Origin of the sequence: Streptomyces fungicidicus (assembly GCF_003665435.1) — a bacterium.
GTDB lineage: Bacteria > Actinomycetota > Actinomycetes > Streptomycetales > Streptomycetaceae > Streptomyces > Streptomyces fungicidicus.
On record NZ_CP023408.1, the window covers coordinates 11,970 to 29,648 of the forward strand.

14 protein-coding genes, 1 tRNA gene and 1 pseudogene are annotated in these 17,679 nt (G+C 71.0%); 9 read left to right on the plus strand and 7 right to left on the minus strand.

Annotated features, from left to right (window positions below):
- Nucleotides 1-9: 9 nt before the first annotated feature.
- Both CNQ36_RS30305 and CNQ36_RS30310 read left to right on the plus strand, forming a co-directional pair.
- Nucleotides 10-1,551 (plus strand): aldehyde dehydrogenase family protein, encoded by a 1,542-nt coding sequence (locus CNQ36_RS30305; protein WP_121548661.1) that lies wholly within the window; start codon nt 10-12, stop codon nt 1,549-1,551.
- Nucleotides 1,552-1,691: 140 nt separating this feature from the next.
- Nucleotides 1,692-1,776 (plus strand) — tRNA-Leu (locus CNQ36_RS30310).
- A gap of 376 nt (nt 1,777-2,152) precedes the next feature.
- Here the strand turns inward: CNQ36_RS30310 and CNQ36_RS30315 are convergent.
- Nucleotides 2,153-3,565 carry an MFS transporter gene (locus tag CNQ36_RS30315; protein WP_121548663.1) on the minus strand — a complete coding sequence of 471 codons (1,413 nt, stop codon included), beginning with the start codon at nt 3,563-3,565 and terminating at the stop codon, nt 2,153-2,155.
- 192 nt (nt 3,566-3,757) lie between these two features.
- Nucleotides 3,758-3,934, minus strand: a pseudogene (locus tag CNQ36_RS30320) (MFS transporter); the annotation flags it as partial.
- A 114-nt stretch (nt 3,935-4,048) separates the two neighbouring features.
- Between CNQ36_RS30320 and CNQ36_RS35645 the strand changes: the two are divergent.
- Together CNQ36_RS35645 and fusA are read left to right on the plus strand one after the other, a co-directional pair.
- Nucleotides 4,049-4,174 carry a hypothetical protein gene (locus tag CNQ36_RS35645; RefSeq protein WP_260868221.1) on the plus strand — a complete coding sequence of 42 codons (126 nt, stop codon included), beginning with the start codon at nt 4,049-4,051 and terminating at the stop codon, nt 4,172-4,174.
- Between the two features lie 91 nt (nt 4,175-4,265).
- Entirely contained in the window at nt 4,266-6,314 is a 2,049-nt protein-coding gene (gene fusA / locus CNQ36_RS30325) for an elongation factor G (protein WP_121548665.1), read from the plus strand.
- A 111-nt stretch (nt 6,315-6,425) separates the two neighbouring features.
- Here fusA and CNQ36_RS30330 read toward each other — a convergent pair whose 3' ends face one another.
- Nucleotides 6,426-8,219 (minus strand): coagulation factor 5/8 type domain-containing protein, encoded by a 1,794-nt coding sequence (locus CNQ36_RS30330; protein WP_121548667.1) that lies wholly within the window; start codon nt 8,217-8,219, stop codon nt 6,426-6,428.
- 241 nt (nt 8,220-8,460) lie between these two features.
- Between CNQ36_RS30330 and CNQ36_RS30335 the strand changes: the two genes are divergently transcribed.
- The 4 genes from CNQ36_RS30335 to CNQ36_RS30350 are packed head-to-tail and all read left to right on the plus strand — an operon-like array spanning nt 8,461 to nt 13,026.
- Entirely contained in the window at nt 8,461-9,777 is a 1,317-nt protein-coding gene (locus CNQ36_RS30335) for an ABC transporter substrate-binding protein (RefSeq protein ID WP_004922698.1), read from the plus strand.
- Nucleotides 9,778-9,791: 14 nt separating this feature from the next.
- Nucleotides 9,792-10,781: a carbohydrate ABC transporter permease gene (locus CNQ36_RS30340; RefSeq protein ID WP_121548669.1), complete on the plus strand. Its 990-nt coding sequence runs from the start codon at nt 9,792-9,794 to the stop codon at nt 10,779-10,781.
- 17 nt (nt 10,782-10,798) lie between these two features.
- The gene (locus CNQ36_RS30345; protein ID WP_040908354.1) at nt 10,799-11,638 is read left to right on the plus strand and encodes a carbohydrate ABC transporter permease; all 840 of its coding nucleotides are present in this window, start codon (nt 10,799-10,801) and stop codon (nt 11,636-11,638) included.
- Between the two features lie 29 nt (nt 11,639-11,667).
- Nucleotides 11,668-13,026: a GH1 family beta-glucosidase gene (locus tag CNQ36_RS30350; RefSeq protein WP_121548671.1), complete on the plus strand. Its 1,359-nt coding sequence runs from the start codon at nt 11,668-11,670 to the stop codon at nt 13,024-13,026.
- Nucleotides 13,027-13,053: 27 nt separating this feature from the next.
- Here the strand turns inward: CNQ36_RS30350 and CNQ36_RS30355 are convergent, their stop codons facing one another.
- The 4 genes from CNQ36_RS30355 to CNQ36_RS30370 are packed head-to-tail and all read right to left on the minus strand — an operon-like array spanning nt 13,054 to nt 16,662.
- On the minus strand, nt 13,054-13,596 hold the full coding sequence (locus CNQ36_RS30355; protein WP_121548673.1) for a hypothetical protein: 543 nt from the start codon (nt 13,594-13,596) through the stop codon (nt 13,054-13,056).
- Entirely contained in the window at nt 13,596-13,928 is a 333-nt protein-coding gene (locus tag CNQ36_RS30360; RefSeq protein ID WP_121548675.1) for an AbrB/MazE/SpoVT family DNA-binding domain-containing protein, read from the minus strand. The genes CNQ36_RS30355 and CNQ36_RS30360 overlap by 1 nt, the downstream gene beginning before the upstream one ends.
- Nucleotides 13,925-14,248, minus strand: coding sequence for a hypothetical protein (locus CNQ36_RS30365; RefSeq protein WP_040905626.1), 324 nt, complete (start codon nt 14,246-14,248; stop codon nt 13,925-13,927). Before CNQ36_RS30365 ends, CNQ36_RS30360 begins: the two co-directional genes overlap by 4 nt.
- 2 nt (nt 14,249-14,250) lie before the next feature.
- Nucleotides 14,251-16,662, minus strand: coding sequence for a type IV secretion system DNA-binding domain-containing protein (locus tag CNQ36_RS30370; RefSeq protein ID WP_121548677.1), 2,412 nt, complete (start codon nt 16,660-16,662; stop codon nt 14,251-14,253).
- 317 nt (nt 16,663-16,979) lie between these two features.
- Between CNQ36_RS30370 and CNQ36_RS30375 the strand changes: the two genes are divergently transcribed.
- Nucleotides 16,980-17,498 (plus strand): hypothetical protein, encoded by a 519-nt coding sequence (locus CNQ36_RS30375; protein ID WP_121548679.1) that lies wholly within the window; start codon nt 16,980-16,982, stop codon nt 17,496-17,498.
- Nucleotides 17,499-17,679 lie beyond the last annotated feature (181 nt).

A 17,679-nucleotide genomic window follows, 5' to 3' on the forward strand; every position in this document is an offset into this window, starting at 1 on the left:
GCCCACCGCATGCCACCCACCCTCACCCTCAAATCCGGCACGTCCTGGACCGACGCCTGGCAGCGCTGCCTCACCGCCGCCCCCGAAGCCTTCCGGGACGACCGCGTCCTCAACCTCTGGAACGCCGCCTGGCAGCCCGACGGCCGGCCCCTGCCCGCCGTCAGCCCCGTCGACGGCACTCCCGTCGCCGGCCCGCCACGCCTGGACCGGGCCACCGCCCGGCAGGCCGTGCGCGCCGCGCTCGACCAGCACCGGGCCTGGCGGCACGTCCCGCTGCCCGAGCGCCGGGCCCGCGTCGCGGCCACCCTCGACGCCCTCACCGAGCACCGCGAACTGCTCGCGCTGCTGCTCGTCTGGGAGATCGGCAAGCCATGGCGGCTCGCCCAGGCGGACGTCGACCGGGCAATCGACGGCGTGCGCTGGTACGTCGACGGCATCGACGGGATGCTCGCCGGCCGGGCCCCGCTCGACGGGCCCGTCTCCAACATCGCCAGCTGGAACTACCCGATGAGCGTGCTCGCGCACGCGCTGCTGGTGCAGGCCCTGGCGGGCAACGCGGTCATCGCCAAGACCCCCACCGACGGCGGCGTCGCCTGCCTCACGCTGGCCGCGGCGCTCGCCGCCCGCGAGGGGATTCCCGTCACCCTCGTCAGCGGCGGCGGAGGCGAGCTGTCCGAGGCGCTGGTGCGGGCGCCCGAGATCGGCTGCGTCTCCTTCGTCGGCGGCCGGGACACCGGCGCGGCGGTCGCCACGGCCGTCGCCGACCTGGGCAAGCGGCACATCCTCGAACAGGAGGGACTCAACACCTGGGGCATCTGGAACCACTCGGACTGGGACACGCTGAGCGCGGTGATCCCCAAGCTCTTCGACTACGGAAAGCAGCGCTGCACCGCCTACCCGCGCTTCGTCGTCCAGCGCGGTCTCTTCGACGACTTCCTGGCCGCCTACCTCCCCGCCGTCCGCACGCTGCGGGTCGGCCACCCGCTGGCCGTCGAACACCCCGCCGACCCCCCTCCGCGGCTGGACTTCGGCCCCGTGATCAACGCGGCCAAGGCCAAGGAACTGCACGACCAGGTCGCCGAGGCCATCGACCGCGGCGCCGTGCCGCTGCACCGGGGGACGCCGTCCGAGGCCCGCTTCCTGCCCGGCCAGGACACCTCGGCGTACGTCCAGCCGGTCACGCTGCTGAACCCGCCGCCCTCCTCGCCGCTGCACCACGCGGAGCCGTTCGGCCCGGTCGACACCATTGTCCTGGTCGACACCGAGGCCGAACTCCTGGCCGCCATGAACGCGTCCAACGGCGCCCTGGTGGCCACCCTTTCCACCGACGACCGGTCCACCTACGACCGGCTGGCCCCGCAGATCCGCGCCTTCAAGGTCGGCCACGGCGTCCCGCGCTCCCGCGGCGACCGGGACGAGCTGTTCGGCGGCTTCGGCGCGTCCTGGCGCGGCGCGTTCGTCGGCGGCGACCTCCTGGTGCACGCGGTGACCCAAGGACCGGCGGGGGAGCGGCTCCCGGGCAACTTCCCGGAGTACCAGCTCATGCCCTGAAGCCCCCGTGACCACCCGCACACCCGCCGTGAACCCCCGCCCGGAGGGACGGAAAACGCAGGTGAAAGGCGCTGCGAAACCTTGGTATGGTTGTCCATGTCGCCACGGGGGGAACACCCCGCCGGGGCGGCAGACACCTTGTCCGGGTGGCGGAATGGCAGACGCGCTAGCTTGAGGTGCTAGTGCCCTTTATCGGGCGTGGGGGTTCAAGTCCCCCCTCGGACACATCGCTCAGCCGGTGGCCCCGACCGAAACGGTCGGGGCCACCGGCTGTTTTCGTCGCCGGACACACCCCGCTCGTAAGACCGGGTGGCGAGCGTGATCGCGGCGCGCTTGGTAGGCAGCTCCACGGCCACGAGTGTGACGGTGTCGTGTGCGTCGCTGTCGTACGGGACGCCCCCAGGCGTCGAGGCAGTGCTCGCACGTGCGCCGGGCGGGAGGCCGACCCTGCGGTAACGGTCAACGGCGAGCCGCAGGAAGTGGTGACGGGAGGACTCCGACCGGAATTCGCACTCGGTCGCTCAGTCTCCGGATGCGCCAGACAGACGCGGCCCCCTTCCGTCCCGGACGGAAGGGGGCCGCGATCTAGGTGCCGGAGGACTCAGCGGGCCGCGGTGGCGGCCGGAACCTCGTCCTGCTCGGGAGAGCCGGGAGCCTCGCCCTCGTCGAGCCCGACGTTCTTCGTCTCCTTGCCGAGCAGCAGCGCCACCAGCGTCAGCAGCGCCATCGAGGAGAGGTAGACGCCGACCAGCCAGGGCGAGCCGTCGCCGGCCTCCCACAGGGCCACCGCTATGAACGGGGCGACGGCCGCGCCCAGGATGGAGCTGACGTTGTACGAGATGCCCGAGCCGGTGTAGCGCACGCTCGTCGGGAAGAGCTCCGGCAGCAGCGCGCCCATCGGCCCGAACGTCATGCCCATCAGGGTGAAGCCGAACACCAGCCACAGCACCACGCCCAGCGTGCCCATGCCGATCAGCGGCACCCACACCAGGCCGAAGACCAGGATTCCGGCGGTGACCGCGATCAGGGTGGCGCGCCGGCCGTACTTGTCGGCGAGCGGGCCGGAGACCAGGGTGAACACGGCGAAGAACAGCACGCCGAAGATCATCATCAGTACGAAGTCACTGTAGCCGTACCCGAGGCCGGGCACCGCGGCGTCCGTCGCGGCGCGGCCGTAGCTCAGCGAGAACGTGGTCATCAGATAGAAGAGGACGTAGGTCGCGAGCATGAAGAAGGTGCCGAGGACCAGCTGCTTCCAGTGGCTGCGGAAGACGGTGGCCAGCGGCAGCTTGCGCACCAGCCCGGCCTCCCTGGTCTTGGCGAAGACCGGCGCCTCGACCAGGCGCATCCGCACCCACAGGCCGATCGCGACCATCACGGCGGAGAACAGGAAGGGGATGCGCCAGCCCCAGCTCAGGAAGGCGTCCGAGGGCTGGGACGGGTCGGCGCCCGCCGTGGACGGCAGCAGCGCGCCGATGATCAGGAAGAGCCCGTTGCCGATGATGAAGCCGAGCGGGGCGCCCAACTGGGGGAAGGTGCCGTAGAGGGCGCGCTTGCCCTTCGGGGCGTTCTCGGTCGCGACCAGCGCCGCGCCGCTCCACTCGCCGCCGAGGGCGAAGCCCTGCGCCAGCCGCATCAGCACCAGCAGCGCGGTCGCGATCCAGCCGGCCTGCGCGTAGGTGGGGAGCACGCCGATGAGGAAGGTGGCGATGCCCATCGTGAGCAGCGAGGCCACCAGCGTGCCCTTGCGGCCGAGCCGGTCGCCGAGGTGCCCGAAGACCACCGCGCCGATCGGGCGCGCGACCATCGCGGCGCCGAACACCGCGAAGGACGACAGGAGCGCCGTGGTCGGGTCGCTGCTCGGGAAGAAGAGCTTGGGGAAGACCAGGACGGCGGCGGTCGCGTAGATGTAGAAGTCGTAGAACTCGATCGTCGTGCCGATGAGGCTCGCGATGAGTACGCGGGACCGCGAGTTGACGGGTGCCGGGGCTGGGCTGGTGGCTGGTGCGGGCATGTCTCGGTCTTTCGCACGAGGGCGGAGCACAGGCGCCGGCGGCACACCGCCGACGGCCCGTCCGGCCGCGCCTTCCCGGAGGAGGGCGCGTGTACGGTACAGGCAATCTGAATGCTTCCAGACATCTCAATAATCAGTCGGCGCATATCAGAATGCGGACAGCGTTGAGGCGTGAACGGCGAGACGGCCGGCTCAGTCGTCCTGCGCCTCGGCCTCCACCGGCTTCGGGATCATGAAGGAGGTGGCGAAGGCGGCGGCCAGGATGACCACGCCGGCGATCATGCCGGCGGTGCAGTCGGCGGGCGACGTGGGGTCGTCCGGCAGGGCCGCGGTCTTGACCGCGTACAGCAGCGCGAAGCCGAGGCCCGCGGACGCCCGCAAATTGCGTGGCACCGCCCCTTCGCCCCTCCCTACACTCGACGCACCAACAGGCGCCGCCCCGCTCGGGGGCGCGCCGTCGAGACCGGTGAGGGGGGTCGGGCCGTGCGTGACCACGCCGCCGTCGCCGTCCCCCGGACCCGGTCCGTCCGGTCCGAGGTGATCCTGGTGTCCCGGGCCGCCCGGTGCCCGCTGCGCGGCCGGCACCGGATGCCCGTGACGCACGTCTGACCGCCGGCGCCCCGCACAGCGGGGGCGCCCGACGCCGTGCGTCAGGGGAATCGCGCCGCCCTTCTCCCGGTTCATCCGAAAGGCCACGGCCATGCGCACCAACCCACTCGCCGCCGTCCGTAACCTCGGCATCCTCGCCCACGTGGACGCCGGCAAGACCACCGTCACCGAGCGGATCCTGTTCGCCACCGGCACCACGCACAAGCGCGGCGAGGTCCACGACGGCACCACCGTCACCGACTTCGACCCGCAGGAACGCGACCGGGGCATCACCATCTTCGCGGCGGCCGTCAGCTGCGCCTGGGACGGTCACCGGATCAACCTCATCGACACCCCGGGCCACGTCGACTTCGCCGACGAGGTGGAGCGCTCCCTGCGCGTCCTCGACGGCGCGGTCGCCGTGTTCGACGCGGTCGCCGGTGTGGAGCCGCAGAGCGAGTCGGTGTGGCGGCAGGCCGACCGGCACGGTGTGCCGCGCCTCGCGTTCGTCAACAAGATGGACCGGGCCGGCGCGGTGCTGGACGACGCCGTCGCCTCCGTCCGGGAGCGGCTGCACCCCGCCCCGCTGGTGGTACAGCTGCCCATCGGCGCGGAGGACACCTTCACCGGCGTCGTCGACCTGCTGCGCATGCGGGCCCTGACCTGGACCGACGAGGGCGAGGCCAACCCCGCGGCACCGGTGCCGGACGACCTCCGGGCGGAGGCGGCGCGGCGGCGCAGGCTGCTGGAGGAGGCCGTCGCCGAACTGCACCCCGGAGCCCTGGAGGAGTTCTGCGACACGGGCGCGCTCGGCACCGGGACGCTCACCGGCGCCCTGCGGGACCTGACCCGCAGCGGTGACGCCGTCGTCGTGCTGTGCGGCTCGGCCTACCGCAACCGCGGCATCGAACCGCTGCTGGACGCCGTGCTCGCCTATCTGCCGTCGCCGCTCGACGTGCCGCCGGTACGGGGCACGGGCGACGACGGCACCGAGCGGCGGCGGCCCGCCGACCCGGCGGCGCCGCTGGCCGCCCTCGCGTTCAAGGTGAGCGCCACCGCCACCGGGCGGCTGACCCATCTGCGGGTCTACTCGGGAACGATCGGGAAGGGGGACACGGTGTGGGACGCCACCGCGCGGCGGCCCGAGCGCATCGGGCGCATCCTGCGCGTACAGGCCGACCGGCACGCCCCGCTGGACCGGGCCGTCGCCGGTGACATCGTCGCCGTGGTCGGACTGAAATCCGCCCGCGCCGGCTCCACGCTGTGCGCGCCCGACGCCCCGCTGGTGCTGGAACCTCCGGGGGTCGCCGAACCGGTCGTCTCCGTCGCGGTCGAGGCGCTCCGGGGCACGGACACCGGCCGTCTGGCGTCCGCGCTGGCACGGCTCGCCGAGGAGGACCCCTCGCTGGCGGTGCGCACCGACCCGGAGACCGGTCAGACGGTGCTGTCCGGCATGGGGGAGCTGCATCTCGAGGTCGCGGTGGAGAAGATCCGCCGGGACCACGGGATGGGCGTCAACGTCGGCAGGCCCCGCGTCAGTTACCGGGAGACCGTCGGCCGTGGGGTGTCCGGGTTCGTGTACCGGCACGTCAAACAGGACGGCGGGGCGGGCCAGTTCGCCCATGTCGTGCTCGACGTCGAGCCGCTGGACACGCCCGGCGCCGGCTTCGAGTTCCGCTCGGCGGTCGTCGGCGGGCGCGTGCCGCAGGAGTACGTGCGTGCCGTCGGCGCCGGCTGCCGGGACGCGCTGGCCGAAGGGCCGCTGGGCGGGCACCCGGTGACGGGTCTGCGCGTCACGCTCACCGACGGGGCGACCCATGTGAAGGACTCGTCGGACACCGCGTTCCGCACCGCGGGCCGGTTCGGACTGCGGGACGCCCTGCGGGCCTGCGCGATGGTCCTGCTGGAGCCGGTCGTCGAGGTCACGGTCACCGTGCCCGAGGACGCGGTGGGCGGGGTGCTCGGTGATCTGGCCGCGCGCCGCGGCCGGGTGACCGGCTCGGTCGTCCGGGCGGGCGCGACGGTGGTGACGGCGACCGTGCCGCTGGCCGAACTGTTCGGCTACGCGACCCGGTTGCGCAGCCGCACCCAGGGCCGCGGCACCTTCACCAGCCGGCCCACCGGCTACGCGTCGGCACCGGCGCCCGCGCCCACGCGGTGACACGGGAACGGCGGCCCCTCCCGCGAATGAGCCGGGAGGGGCCGCCACCGCCGCCGTACGAGCACACCCGGACCGCCGGCGTCGGTCGCGGGCGTGCTCCCGGCGCCGGGGTCAGGGGTAGGACACCACCTTGGACGGCACGGTGTCGCTGCCGGACGTCGGGGCCCCGGTGTCGTTGATGACGCACTCGTACTGTCCGTGGCCGCTCAGCGAGACGACCAGCAGATGGTGGAAGCGCACCCCCGGCCGTACCGGGGCGGCGAAGCCGTGGTGCTGCACGATGTCCGGGTTGACGTTGTAGTAGCAGTAGCTGCCCATGCCCCAGCCCTCGTGGGTGGTGACGTGGTCGCCGACCTTGTACGCCGCGTAGCCCTTGACCGTGCCGTTCTGGACGGCGGCCTGGTCGGGGGCGTCGTACGCCTTCTCGTTCTGGAAGAAGACCGTGCGGCCGCGTTCGCCGTTCCACTGCACGTCGTACTTGTTGAAGTGCTCGACGAACAGGCCGGTGGCGAGGACGTCGTGGCCGTTGACGACGACGCCGTAGTCGCAGCGGTTGGTCTCCCAGCCGACGCCCTCGCCGTGGTCGGCGCGCCAGACCCAGGTGTGGTCGATGATGGTGTTCCGGGCGTTGACCACCATGCTGGTGGTGGCCCTGCCGGGGCCGGCTCCGCCGATCCGGATGAACACGTCCTGCACGGTGATGGGGTTGGCCGAGTGGTCCCGGGACGCCCCGCTCGGGCCGATCTCCAGCAGCGTGCGGGAGTTGACCGGTCCGGCGTCGATCAGGAAGCCGGCCAGCCGCACGCCGTCCACGTCGGCGACCTTGAGGGCGGTGGCGCCGTTGCCGGGAATCAGGGTGGCGTACCCGAGGCCCAGGACGACCGTGCCGGCGCGGTTCACCCGTACCGGCTGGTCGACGTGGTAGATGCCCGGCGTGAGCAGCAGGTGCAGGCCCTGGTCGAGCGCCTGGTTGAGGGTGGCCGCCGAGTCGCCGGGCCTGGCGACGTAGAAGCGGTCCAGCGGCAGGGAGGTGCCGCGCGGGGTGCCGTTGCCCCAGGTGACCCCGCGCGCGTCCCTGCGCAGCGCCGGCAGGAAGACGCGGTAACGGTCGCCGTCGAGGTACAGGAAGGGCTTCTCGCGGGAGAGGGGCGTGGTCCCGAGCGTGGTGTACGGCGGGTCGGGGAAGCTCTGCGCGGGGGCGCCCTCGACACCGGAGAACACCATGTTCCAGACGGCGTTGGTCCAGCCGCCGACCGAGCTGTCCCGGGTGTACCACTGCTGCTGCGAGTACGGCCCGACCGTGCCGTCGACGCGGCTGTCGGCGATGTAGCCGCCGCTCGCCCAGCCGTAGCCGGACGGGGCGAGGTTGAGCCCGCCGCGCACATGCATCCGGCGGAACGGGGCGGCCTGCGCGACCGCCCACCGGTTGGTGCCGTTGACCGGGACGATCGCCAGGTTCTCCGCCGAACGCCAGAAGTTCTGCGTGGCGTTGCCGTCGAACCAGCCGGCGTCGACCGTCACGTCACCGTTGATGGTGGTGTCGTCGGGGGAGAGGCCGAGGCCGGAGATGGAGGTGTAGAAGCCGATCTGCGCGTTGAGCCCGTGGTACGTGCCCGGCTTGAACAGCAGCTGGCAGCGGCCGGTGCCGAACTGCGCCGACTCCTGCCGGGCGAACACCTCGTCCAGCCTGGCCTGGATGCCCGGAGTGGACGGGTCGAAGACGATCACGTCGGGGCCGAGATCGCCACCGCCCTTCAGCCGGCGCGGTTTTCCGCGAGGCGCCGACGGCGCGGCGGAGGCCGCGGAGGGGAGTCCGGCCAGGACCGGGGCGGCGGCCGCGGCACCGAGGACGGCGCGGCGGCCGAGGGGCTGCGGCCGGGAGGACGACGGGGAGTCGGACGTCATGGGGCGGCTCTCCTGGTTCAGGAAGTGAACGGCGTGGGGTGCTGGGAGCGCTCTCTCGACGCTGAATGGTTCATCCGTGGAACGGAGGAGTCAAGGGGTACGGCGAGAGTGGGGTGAGTCCGTCCGAACCCTTGACGTGCCGCGCCGGGAGGGTTTAACTCACGTCCTAAATTAAGCCGTGAGGCGATTCCTCGGCACCGAGGCGCCGCCCCGCGCACCCCGGAAAGGGACATCAGGAGCCATGCGCAGTATCCGAGCCGCGGCCACCGGCGCCGTCATCCTGTCTCTCGCCCTCGCCGCATCGGCCTGCGGAGGCGGATCGAGCACCGGCGGCGGGTCCAACGACTCGCCGGAGGAACTGACTTACTGGGCCTCCAACCAGGGCGCCAGCATCGAGGTGGACAAGAAGGTCCTCCAGCCCGAACTCGACAAGTTCGAGAAGGAGACCGGGATCAAGGTCAAGCTGGAGGTCGTGCCCTGGTCCGACCTGCTCAACCGGATCCTCACCGCGACCACCTCGGGACAGGGCCCGGACGTGCTGAACATCGGCAACACCTGGTCCGCATCGCTCCAGGCGACCGGCGCCCTGCTGCCCTGGGACGCCGAGAACTTCGACAGGATCGGCGGCAGGGACCGCTTCGTCGACTCCGCGCTCGGCTCCACCGGCGTCGAGGGCCAGGACCCGGCGGCCGTCCCGCTGTACTCGATGGCGTACGCCCTCTACTACAACAAGCAGATGTTCGCCGACGCCGGCATCGACGGTCCGCCGGCCACCTGGGACGAGCTGACCGCCGCCGGCGAGAAGCTGTCCAAGGACGGCAAGTGGGGGATCGGCGTGGAGGGTTCCAACCCCTCCGAGAACATCCACCACGTCTTCGTCTTCGCCAAGCAGCACGGCGCCGACTTCTTCACCGCCGACGGCAAGGCCGACTTCACCAACGACGGCGCCGTCGCGGCCGTCAAGCAGTACGTCGACCTGATGGCCAAGGACAAGATCATCGCCCCGGGCAACGCCGAGTACGCCCAGAACCAGTCGGTCAGCGACTTCGCCAAGGGCAGGACGGCGATGCTGCTGTGGCAGTCCGCCTCCGCCAACCTCAAGTCCCAGGGCATGAGCGAGGACGCCTACGGCATCGCCCCGGTGCCCGTGCGGTCCGGCACGCCCGGCACCGGCGAGCAGGTCAACTCGATGGTCGCCGGCATCAACCTCGCCGTCTTCAAGAACAGCGACAACCTCGACGGCGCGACGAAGTTCGTGAAGTTCATGACCAGCGACGCCGAACAGAAGATCCTCAACACGGCGTACAGCTCGATCCCGCCGGTCGAGGCAGCCCAGCAGGACGCCGCCTTCAACTCCCCGGCCAACGCGGTCCTGAAGGACACCCTCGCCAAGAGCGCCGCCGCCCTGCCGCAGGTGCCGGACGAGTCGCAGTTCGAGACCGCCGTCGGCACCGCAGTCAAGAACCTGTTCGCCGACGCCGCCGCCGGACGCGCGGTGACCACCGGCTCGGTGAAGGCCGCGCTCGCCAAGGCGCAGCAGCAGATGCCCGCGAAGTGAGCCCCGACACCGCCATGACTGCCACTGCTCCCACGGCGGAGGCCGCCGTGCGCAAGAGCTCCCCCGGCGCGGCGCGCGGCCCCCGCCGCCGTCCCGGGCGGATCCGCCGCGCCGGACTGCCCTATCTGCTCCTCCTGCCCGCCCTGCTCCTCGAACTCCTCGTCCACCTGGTGCCGATGGTCATCGGCGCCGTGATGAGCCTCAAGGAACTCACCCAGTTCTACATCCGCGACTGGGGCACCGCCCCCTGGGCCGGCCTCGACAACTACGCGGTGTCGGTGGACTTCGACGCCCCCGTCGGCAAGGCCCTCCTCCACTCCTTCCTCATCACCATCGCCTTCACGCTGCTGTCGGTCGGCCTGTGCTGGCTGATCGGCACGGCCGCCGCGGTCTTCATGCAGGACACCTTCCGCGGACGCGGCCTGCTGCGCGCCCTGTTCCTGGTCCCGTACGCCCTGCCGGTCTACGCGGCCGTCATCACCTGGGTGTTCATGTTCCAGCACGACAACGGCCTGGTGAACCACGTCCTGCACGACCAGCTCGGCCTCACCGACAAGCCGTCCTTCTGGCTCATCGGCGACAACAGCTTCCTCGCCCTGCTGACCGTCTCGGTGTGGAAGGGCTGGCCGTTCGCCTTCCTCATCGTGATGGCCGGCCTGCAGAACATCCCGCGCGAGCTGTACGAGGCCGCCGCCCTCGACGGCGCCGGGATGCTCCAGCAGATCCGCCGCATCACCCTGCCGTCGCTCCGCCCCGTCAACCAGGTGCTGGTCCTCGTCCTGTTCCTGTGGACGTTCAACGACTTCAACACCCCGTACGTCCTCTTCGGCAGGTCCGCGCCCGAGGCCGCGGACCTCATCTCCGTCCACATCTACCAGGCGTCCTTCGTCACCTGGAACTTCGGCACCGGCTCCGCGATGTCCGTCCTGCTCCTGCTGTTCCTGCTCGTCGTCACCGGCGTCTATCTCGTACTCACCTCGCGCGGACGGAGGACCGCCCCATGAGCACACCCCGGTCCCCGATGGCCCCGCCCCGCTCGTTCCTGTGGGCCCGACGGGTCTTCCTGACCCTGCTCACCGGGTTCGTGCTGGTCCCGGTCTACGTCATGGTCTCCAGCTCGCTGAAGCCGCTCGCCGACGTCACCGGCACGTTCCGCTGGCTGCCCACCGAGCTGACCATCCGCCCGTACATCGACATCTGGTCCACGGTCCCGCTGGGCCGCTACTTCGTGAACTCGCTGATCGTGGCGGGCGCGGCGACGGTCTGCTCGGTGGTGATCGCCGTCTTCTCCGCCTACGCCGTCAGCCGCTACCGCTTCCGCGGCAGGCGCGTCTTCACGGTGACCGTCCTGTCGACGCAGATGTTCCCGGGCATCCTGTTCCTCCTCCCGCTGTTCCTCATCTACGTCAACATCGGCAACGCCACCGGCATCGCCCTCTTCGGCTCCCGCGGCGGACTGATCCTGACGTACCTGACCTTCTCGCTCCCGTTCTCCATCTGGATGCTGATCGGCTACTTCGACTCGGTCCCGCGCGACCTGGACGAGGCGGCGACGGTGGACGGCTGCGGCCCCCTCGGCGCCCTGTTCCGCGTCGTCGTGCCGGCGGCGGTCCCCGGCATCGTCGCGGTCGCGGTCTACGCCTTCATGACCGCGTGGGGCGAAGTGCTGTTCGCGTCCGTGATGACGAACGACACCACCCGCACCCTCGCCGTCGGCCTCCAGGGCTACTCCACCCTCAACGACGTGTACTGGAACCAGATCATGGCCGCCTCCCTCGTGGTGAGCGTCCCCGTGGTCGCCGGATTCCTGCTCCTGCAGCGCTACCTCGTCGCCGGACTGACGGCGGGAGCCGTCAAGTGACCGGCTCCTCTCCACCCGAAGGGACTTCCGTGACCATCGACTACGCCGCCCTCCCCGACGACTTCCTGTGGGGCACGGCCACCTCGGCGTACCAGATCGAGGGGGCCGTGGCGGAGGACGGCCGTTCCCCGTCGATCTGGGACACCTTCTCGCACACCCCCGGCACGATCGCGGGCGGCGACCACGGCGACACCGCCTGCGACCACTACCACCGCTGGCGCGAGGACATCGGCCTGATGCGCCGCCTGGGCACCAACGCCTACCGGCTGTCCGTCGCCTGGCCGCGCGTCGTGCCGGGCGGCGACGGCCCGGTGAACGCGAAGGGCCTGGCCTTCTACGACCGGCTGGTCGACGGACTCCTGGAAGCCGGCATCACCCCGTCCGTCACCCTCTACCACTGGGACCTGCCGCAGACCCTCCAGGACCGCGGCGGCTGGCCCGAGCGCGACACCGCCGAGCACTTCGCCGCGTACGCCTCAGCCGTCGCCGAACGCCTCGGCGACCGCGTGCGTCACTGGGCGACCCTCAACGAGCCCCTGTGCTCCGCCTGGATCGGACACCTCGAGGGCAAGATGGCCCCGGGCCGGACGGACCTCACGGCCGCCGTCCGCGCCTCCTACCACCTCCTGCTCGGCCACGGCCTGGCCGCCCGCGCCCTCCGCGCCGCGGCCCCGGACGCCCAGGTCGGCATCGTCAACAACCTCTCCACCATCCACGCCGCGAGCGACAGCCCCGAGGACCGGGCGGCGGCGGTCCGCATGGACGGCCACACCAACCGCTGGTGGCTCGACCCCGTCCACGGCCGCGGCTTCCCCGAGGACATGCGCGAGGTGTACGGCGTCGCACTCCCGGAGCGGCAGGGCGACCTGGAGACCATCGCCGCCCCGCTCGACTGGCTGGGCCTGAACTACTACTTCCCGCAGGTGGTGGCCGCCGACCCGGACGGGCCCGCCCCGCACGCCGCGTTCGTGCGCCGGGACGGCGTGCCGCGCACCGGCATGGACTGGGAGATCGACGCGAGCGGCATCGAGACGCTGCTGCTGCGCCTGACGGACGAGTACGGCGCCCGCAGGCTCTACGTCACCGAGAACGGCTCCGCCTTCCCGGACGTCGTCCGCCCCGACGGCACCGTCGACGACCCGGAGCGCCAGGACTACCTGATCCGGCACCTGGCCGCCTGCGCCGACGCCGCCCGCAAGGGCGCCCCGCTGGCCGGCTACTTCGCCTGGTCCCTGCTGGACAACTTCGAATGGGCGTACGGCTACGACAAGCGCTTCGGCCTCGTCCACGTCGACTACGCCACCCAGGCCCGCACCATCAAGGGCAGCGGTCACCGGTACGCGGACATCATCCGCGGACACCGCGACCGCGCACGGCGAGCGGCCTGACGCCCCGGACGCACCCCTGCGGGGACGTCACAGCGGCCCACTGCCGGGCGGCAGTGGGCCGTTCCTCTTCACCTGGGGGCAGGAGTGGTCGAGATCGAGCTTGGTGATCCGGTGTTTGGAGAGGGCCTTCCACATCCAGCGCCGCACGGACAGCGACCGGTAACAGGTGAGGAAGGCGACCTCCTCCTGGAGGGCGAGGAGGACGCTCTCCGCCTCGCTCTCCCGCAGGGCGAACCGGTCGCAGGTGGCGGGCAGCAGCCCGAGGGTGGGCTCGGGCAGCCGGGAGAGGGAGACGGGTATCCCGTACAGCTCCTGCACCTGCTCCGGGCTGAGCAGCGCGGACAGCGCGCTGGTGACCGACGGGGACTTCCCCTGGACCCGCTGTATCGACTCGAGGAGCAGCAGGACGCCGGTGCGCGGCTCGGCCCGCTGGGTGATGGTCAGGAAGCGGAGGTACTCGCGCTCCCCGATCAGGTATTCGTCGAACCGTTCACCCGTCTGGGCCGTCGGGCGGAGACCTTTCAGGAGGAGGGTGAACCCCCAGCGGTCGATGAGTACTTGTGTCGCCATCACACCTCACGGTCGATCTCTTCCTGGAGCTGTGCGGCCAGATCGGCCTCCAGCCGCCAGAGCTGAAGCCGTTTGGACCATTCGCCGGCCCGCACGATCACCACGAAGTCCCCGATGTGCGCGACATGGACCGATCCCCCCTCCTTCAGCTCCCACTCGTTGCGCGCCGAGCCGGGCAGGGTCAGCTGCCCGGACCTCGACACCTTGTAGTTGCGGAACCCCGAGCCGGGTTCCAGCCGGTCCCGTGGTGGCGCGGGAGGAACGCCACCCGATTCCCCGGCGCGTTCGGCGCTCTCGTTGAAGTTGTCCACATCGCGGTCGGCCCCGCTCATGAGGCGTTCCACGTTCCGACCAGCTGCTGGTAGATCGCGTTGTACTTGCCCGAGTCGTCCTGGTCGAACAGCGCGGCCAGCGGGTCGGGGTACGCCTTGGCCGGCCGGCCGCACACGATGACCATCTTGTCCTCCCGCCGCAGCTGCAGCTGGCTGGAGAAGAACAGCACGCTCAGCGCGATGACCTTGTCGCGCTCGATGTTCAGCTCCTCCGCGATCGCGTCGATCCGTACGTCGATATCGGTGTCCAGGTGCTCCCAGGCGGTCTGCAGTACGGGATCGATCCGTTCGGCACGGCCTTCGAAATCCGGGGTGCTCATGGTCAACTCCGCAGAGGTAGGGAATCGGATGGGGTGTCGGCGGGTTCCGGGTCCGCGCGGGCAACCCGCCCTTTCCGTGACTTCCGCCGGGCCAGCCAGTCGTCGAGCGGACTGGACGACGAGGGGGAGGGCGCGTCCTCGGGGCCTTCGGGGAGGAGCTCGAACGGCGCGTCGCCCGACGGCGGCGACGAGTCGCGGGAGGGGCGGCGCTCCGGTGCCCGCGGCCGGCCGGGCTTGCCGTGCGCCCGGAAGGACTCCAGGTCCTTCTGCAGCGTGCGCAGTTCGTCCCGCGGTCGCATGATCCCCTGTGCGATCATCCGCTCCCGCACCCGGCCGGCCACGGAGGCGTCCCCCCGGCCCGAGACCTCGTGGCCTACCACGAGGCTGAACGCGGGCTGCTCCGCGTTCCCGATCACGGTGCGCGCCAGCGCCTCGTACTGCGCGATGTTGCGCACCTGCGCCTCGTTCACCGAGAACTCGTCCGCGAAGGCCTTCACGTCCCGGCCCGAGGTCTTCATGACGATCATGGTGCCCACGTTGGAGAAGATCGCCTCGGCGAGCCGCGCGTTGGCCGACCCCTCGTACCGGGAGAAGGCCTCCAGCTGCCGCAGGTTCTGGTGCGCGAAGGTCAGCCCCACGTTGAACTTGCGTGCCTCGGCGACGAGTTCCTCGACCTCATGGCTGACGAACCGCTGGAACTCGTCGACGTGGATGAAGAACGGCGCCGCCTTGGCGGAGCCGCCCGCCCGCGCGGCGCGGTAGATCCGGTTGAACATCAGGGAGCCCAGGAACTGCCCCGACATCGGGCCCATCATGGTCTCGGGCAGCTTGACCAGCAGGATCTTCCGCTCGTCGTAGATGTCCTGGAAGGACAGCGGGGAGGAGCCGGCGGTGAGCAGCTGGAGCGGGTTGCCGCTGGTGAAGTCCGCGAACTTCGCCGCCGCCCAGCGGACCGTCTCCGCCACCGAACTGGCCAGCATGCCCTCGAACGCCCGCCACTGGTCCGCCAGTTCCGGGTCCACGTCGCCCAGTACACCGGCGGCCCACTTGCGCATGCCGGGGGTGCGCAGGACCTCCAGGGCGAGCGGGATGCTGGGCAGCAGGTCGCCCCGGATCTCCCGGTGCCAGATCGTCTTCAGCATCAGCCGGGTCGTGTCGTCGAAGACCGGCCCGGTGAACTGGCTGTACGAACGGCGGATGATGATCTCGAGGATCTCCTCGACCGCCATCTGGTAGTCGCTCTCCGCCTCGACGTCGATGAGGAACGGGTTCACCACCGGCAGGTACGCGGGGTCGCCGAAGTCCAGGTGGACGACGTCCTCGACGCGGTCCCCGGCGTGCTCCAGGGCGTAGTCGACGAGGTCGCCGTGCGGGTCGATGACGGCGCAGCCGTTCCCGTTGCGGATGTCCTGCCGGACCAGCGACTTCAGCACGTTGGTCTTTCCCGAGCCGGTCTTCCCGACGACGTACGTGTGCTTGGTGCGGTCCGCGTCGCTGATCTCCACCACCTCGTCCTTGGTGAAGCGCGCTCCGTGCCATCGCGCCCGGCCCAGCGTGACGCCCGCCTCGACCTTGGGCGGTTTGCGGCGCATCGCGATACGCGTGTCCCGCCACGAACCGAGGCCCCGGCCCTGCATGTTCCCGTACGGCGCGTGCCACACCCGGATCAGCTGTTCCGGGCAGCCGACCACGCCCAGTGCGGGGCTGCTGGTGATCGGCCGGTACCGCTGGACCGGCCGCAGCCGCACCGGCGTGCCGAACAGCATGCGGCCGGTCGTCCTCGCGAAGACCTGGTCGATGGGCGCCGTGGACTGGAGCGTCACCGTCACCATCAGCTGACGCTGACCCTCCTGGTGGTACCGGCACTCCGCCGCGGCCGCCTCGAAGAACGCGGTGGCCCGGTCGATGCTCGTGATGTGACCCGTCCTCAGGGACGCCCGGTGCTTTCCCGCCCGCACGTCGGTCAGCGTGCAGGTGATGTCCAGCGCCACGTCGTCCTCACGGCGGCGGAAGAGGTCCACGAGTTCCGCCCAGTCCCGTTTGATGGGCAGTTCGTCCCCGCGCCGGGCGGACGGGACGATACGCGTCCGGTACTTGTAGCCGACCCGGAGTTCGCTGGCCCCGAGAATGTTGTACGCGGGAAGCAGCGCCACCGCGCTGAGATCATCGAGAGTGCGCGCCTCGGCCGCGGAGATCGTTTCCTTGTCGCGGGAAAGGCAGCGCAGATCGAAAAGGGCGCTCGGTTCCGCGTTCGGACCGCCTTCCGGTGAAGTCCTGAGCCGGTACACGAGAGCGACATCGGGTGTGTCGAGATCCTGCAGGGCGCGCAGAAGATCGAGTTGACTCGGCAGGGTCGCGGGCGCCTCGTCGTCGTAGATTCCGAGAACCTTGCCCCAGTGCAGATAAGCGGGCACCCCTGGTACCTCCTCATTCCCGCCGTAGCGTAGGAGTGCCGTCACTCGCCCGTCAAAGGATCTCAAAGAGAAATGACGTGGCGTCAACGAAATGACGGGCTATCGGGGTTGACGTTGCTGATGGACGACGGTATCCGCTCTTTCCCGGGTTCAACGAGGCTTCGGGAATGGCTCAACGCGTTCATTTGCCGACGCTTTTCCCCTCGGTGGAGGCTGCATTGCGACACCGGCCCTTCAGCGTGGCACTCCGCCGGCACGGCCCATCTCCATGAGGACGACATCCCATGTCTTGTTCTGTTTCTCCGACGGCCCGGAAGGTGATCGAGACCTGCATGGAGGCGGCGCGGGCCGGCCACACCGCGGGCGGTGACGGCGCGCTGTTCGGCGGGTGGACCTGGGCCGCCGTCGTGGCGGCCGTCGCCGTCGCGGTGTCCCTGCTGATCGCCTTCGTGGGATGGCGCAAGCGGGCCTTCGACAAGACGGCCGCCCAGCTTCAGCCCTTCCACGACCGGCTCGGCGCGGTCGAGGCCGAGATGGAGACCCTCGAGGCGAAGGACACCGTGCGCAAGGCCGACTTCGCCACCCTCACCACGCTGCGCGGTCAGCTCCGGGACGACGCCAGGCGCTGGCCCGACAGCCCGCTGGACGAGATCGACGGCCTGATCGAGAAGTACGTCGCCGCCCTCTCCGAGGAGCACGCCCGCCCGCTGTGGCCGTGGCGGTGGAGGGTGAGCAAGAAGGTCGGGCTGACCCTGAAGAGGTGCGACATCGCCGCGGACCTCCGCACTCGGCTCACCGAGGCGAAGGAGTGGATCGAACGCCTGCTCACCCGATGAGGCCGCCCTCTGGGCCGCCCCTCGGGCGCGGCACCGGGCCGGACCCCGACCGGGGTCCGGCCTACCGTCGGGCCTCCGAGCGGCGCCCGGTCCCCTGTCGGGCCTCTGAGCGGCGCCCGGTCCCCTGTCGGGCCTCTGAGCGGGACCGGGTCCACCGTCGGGCCTCCGAGCTGGCCCGTCC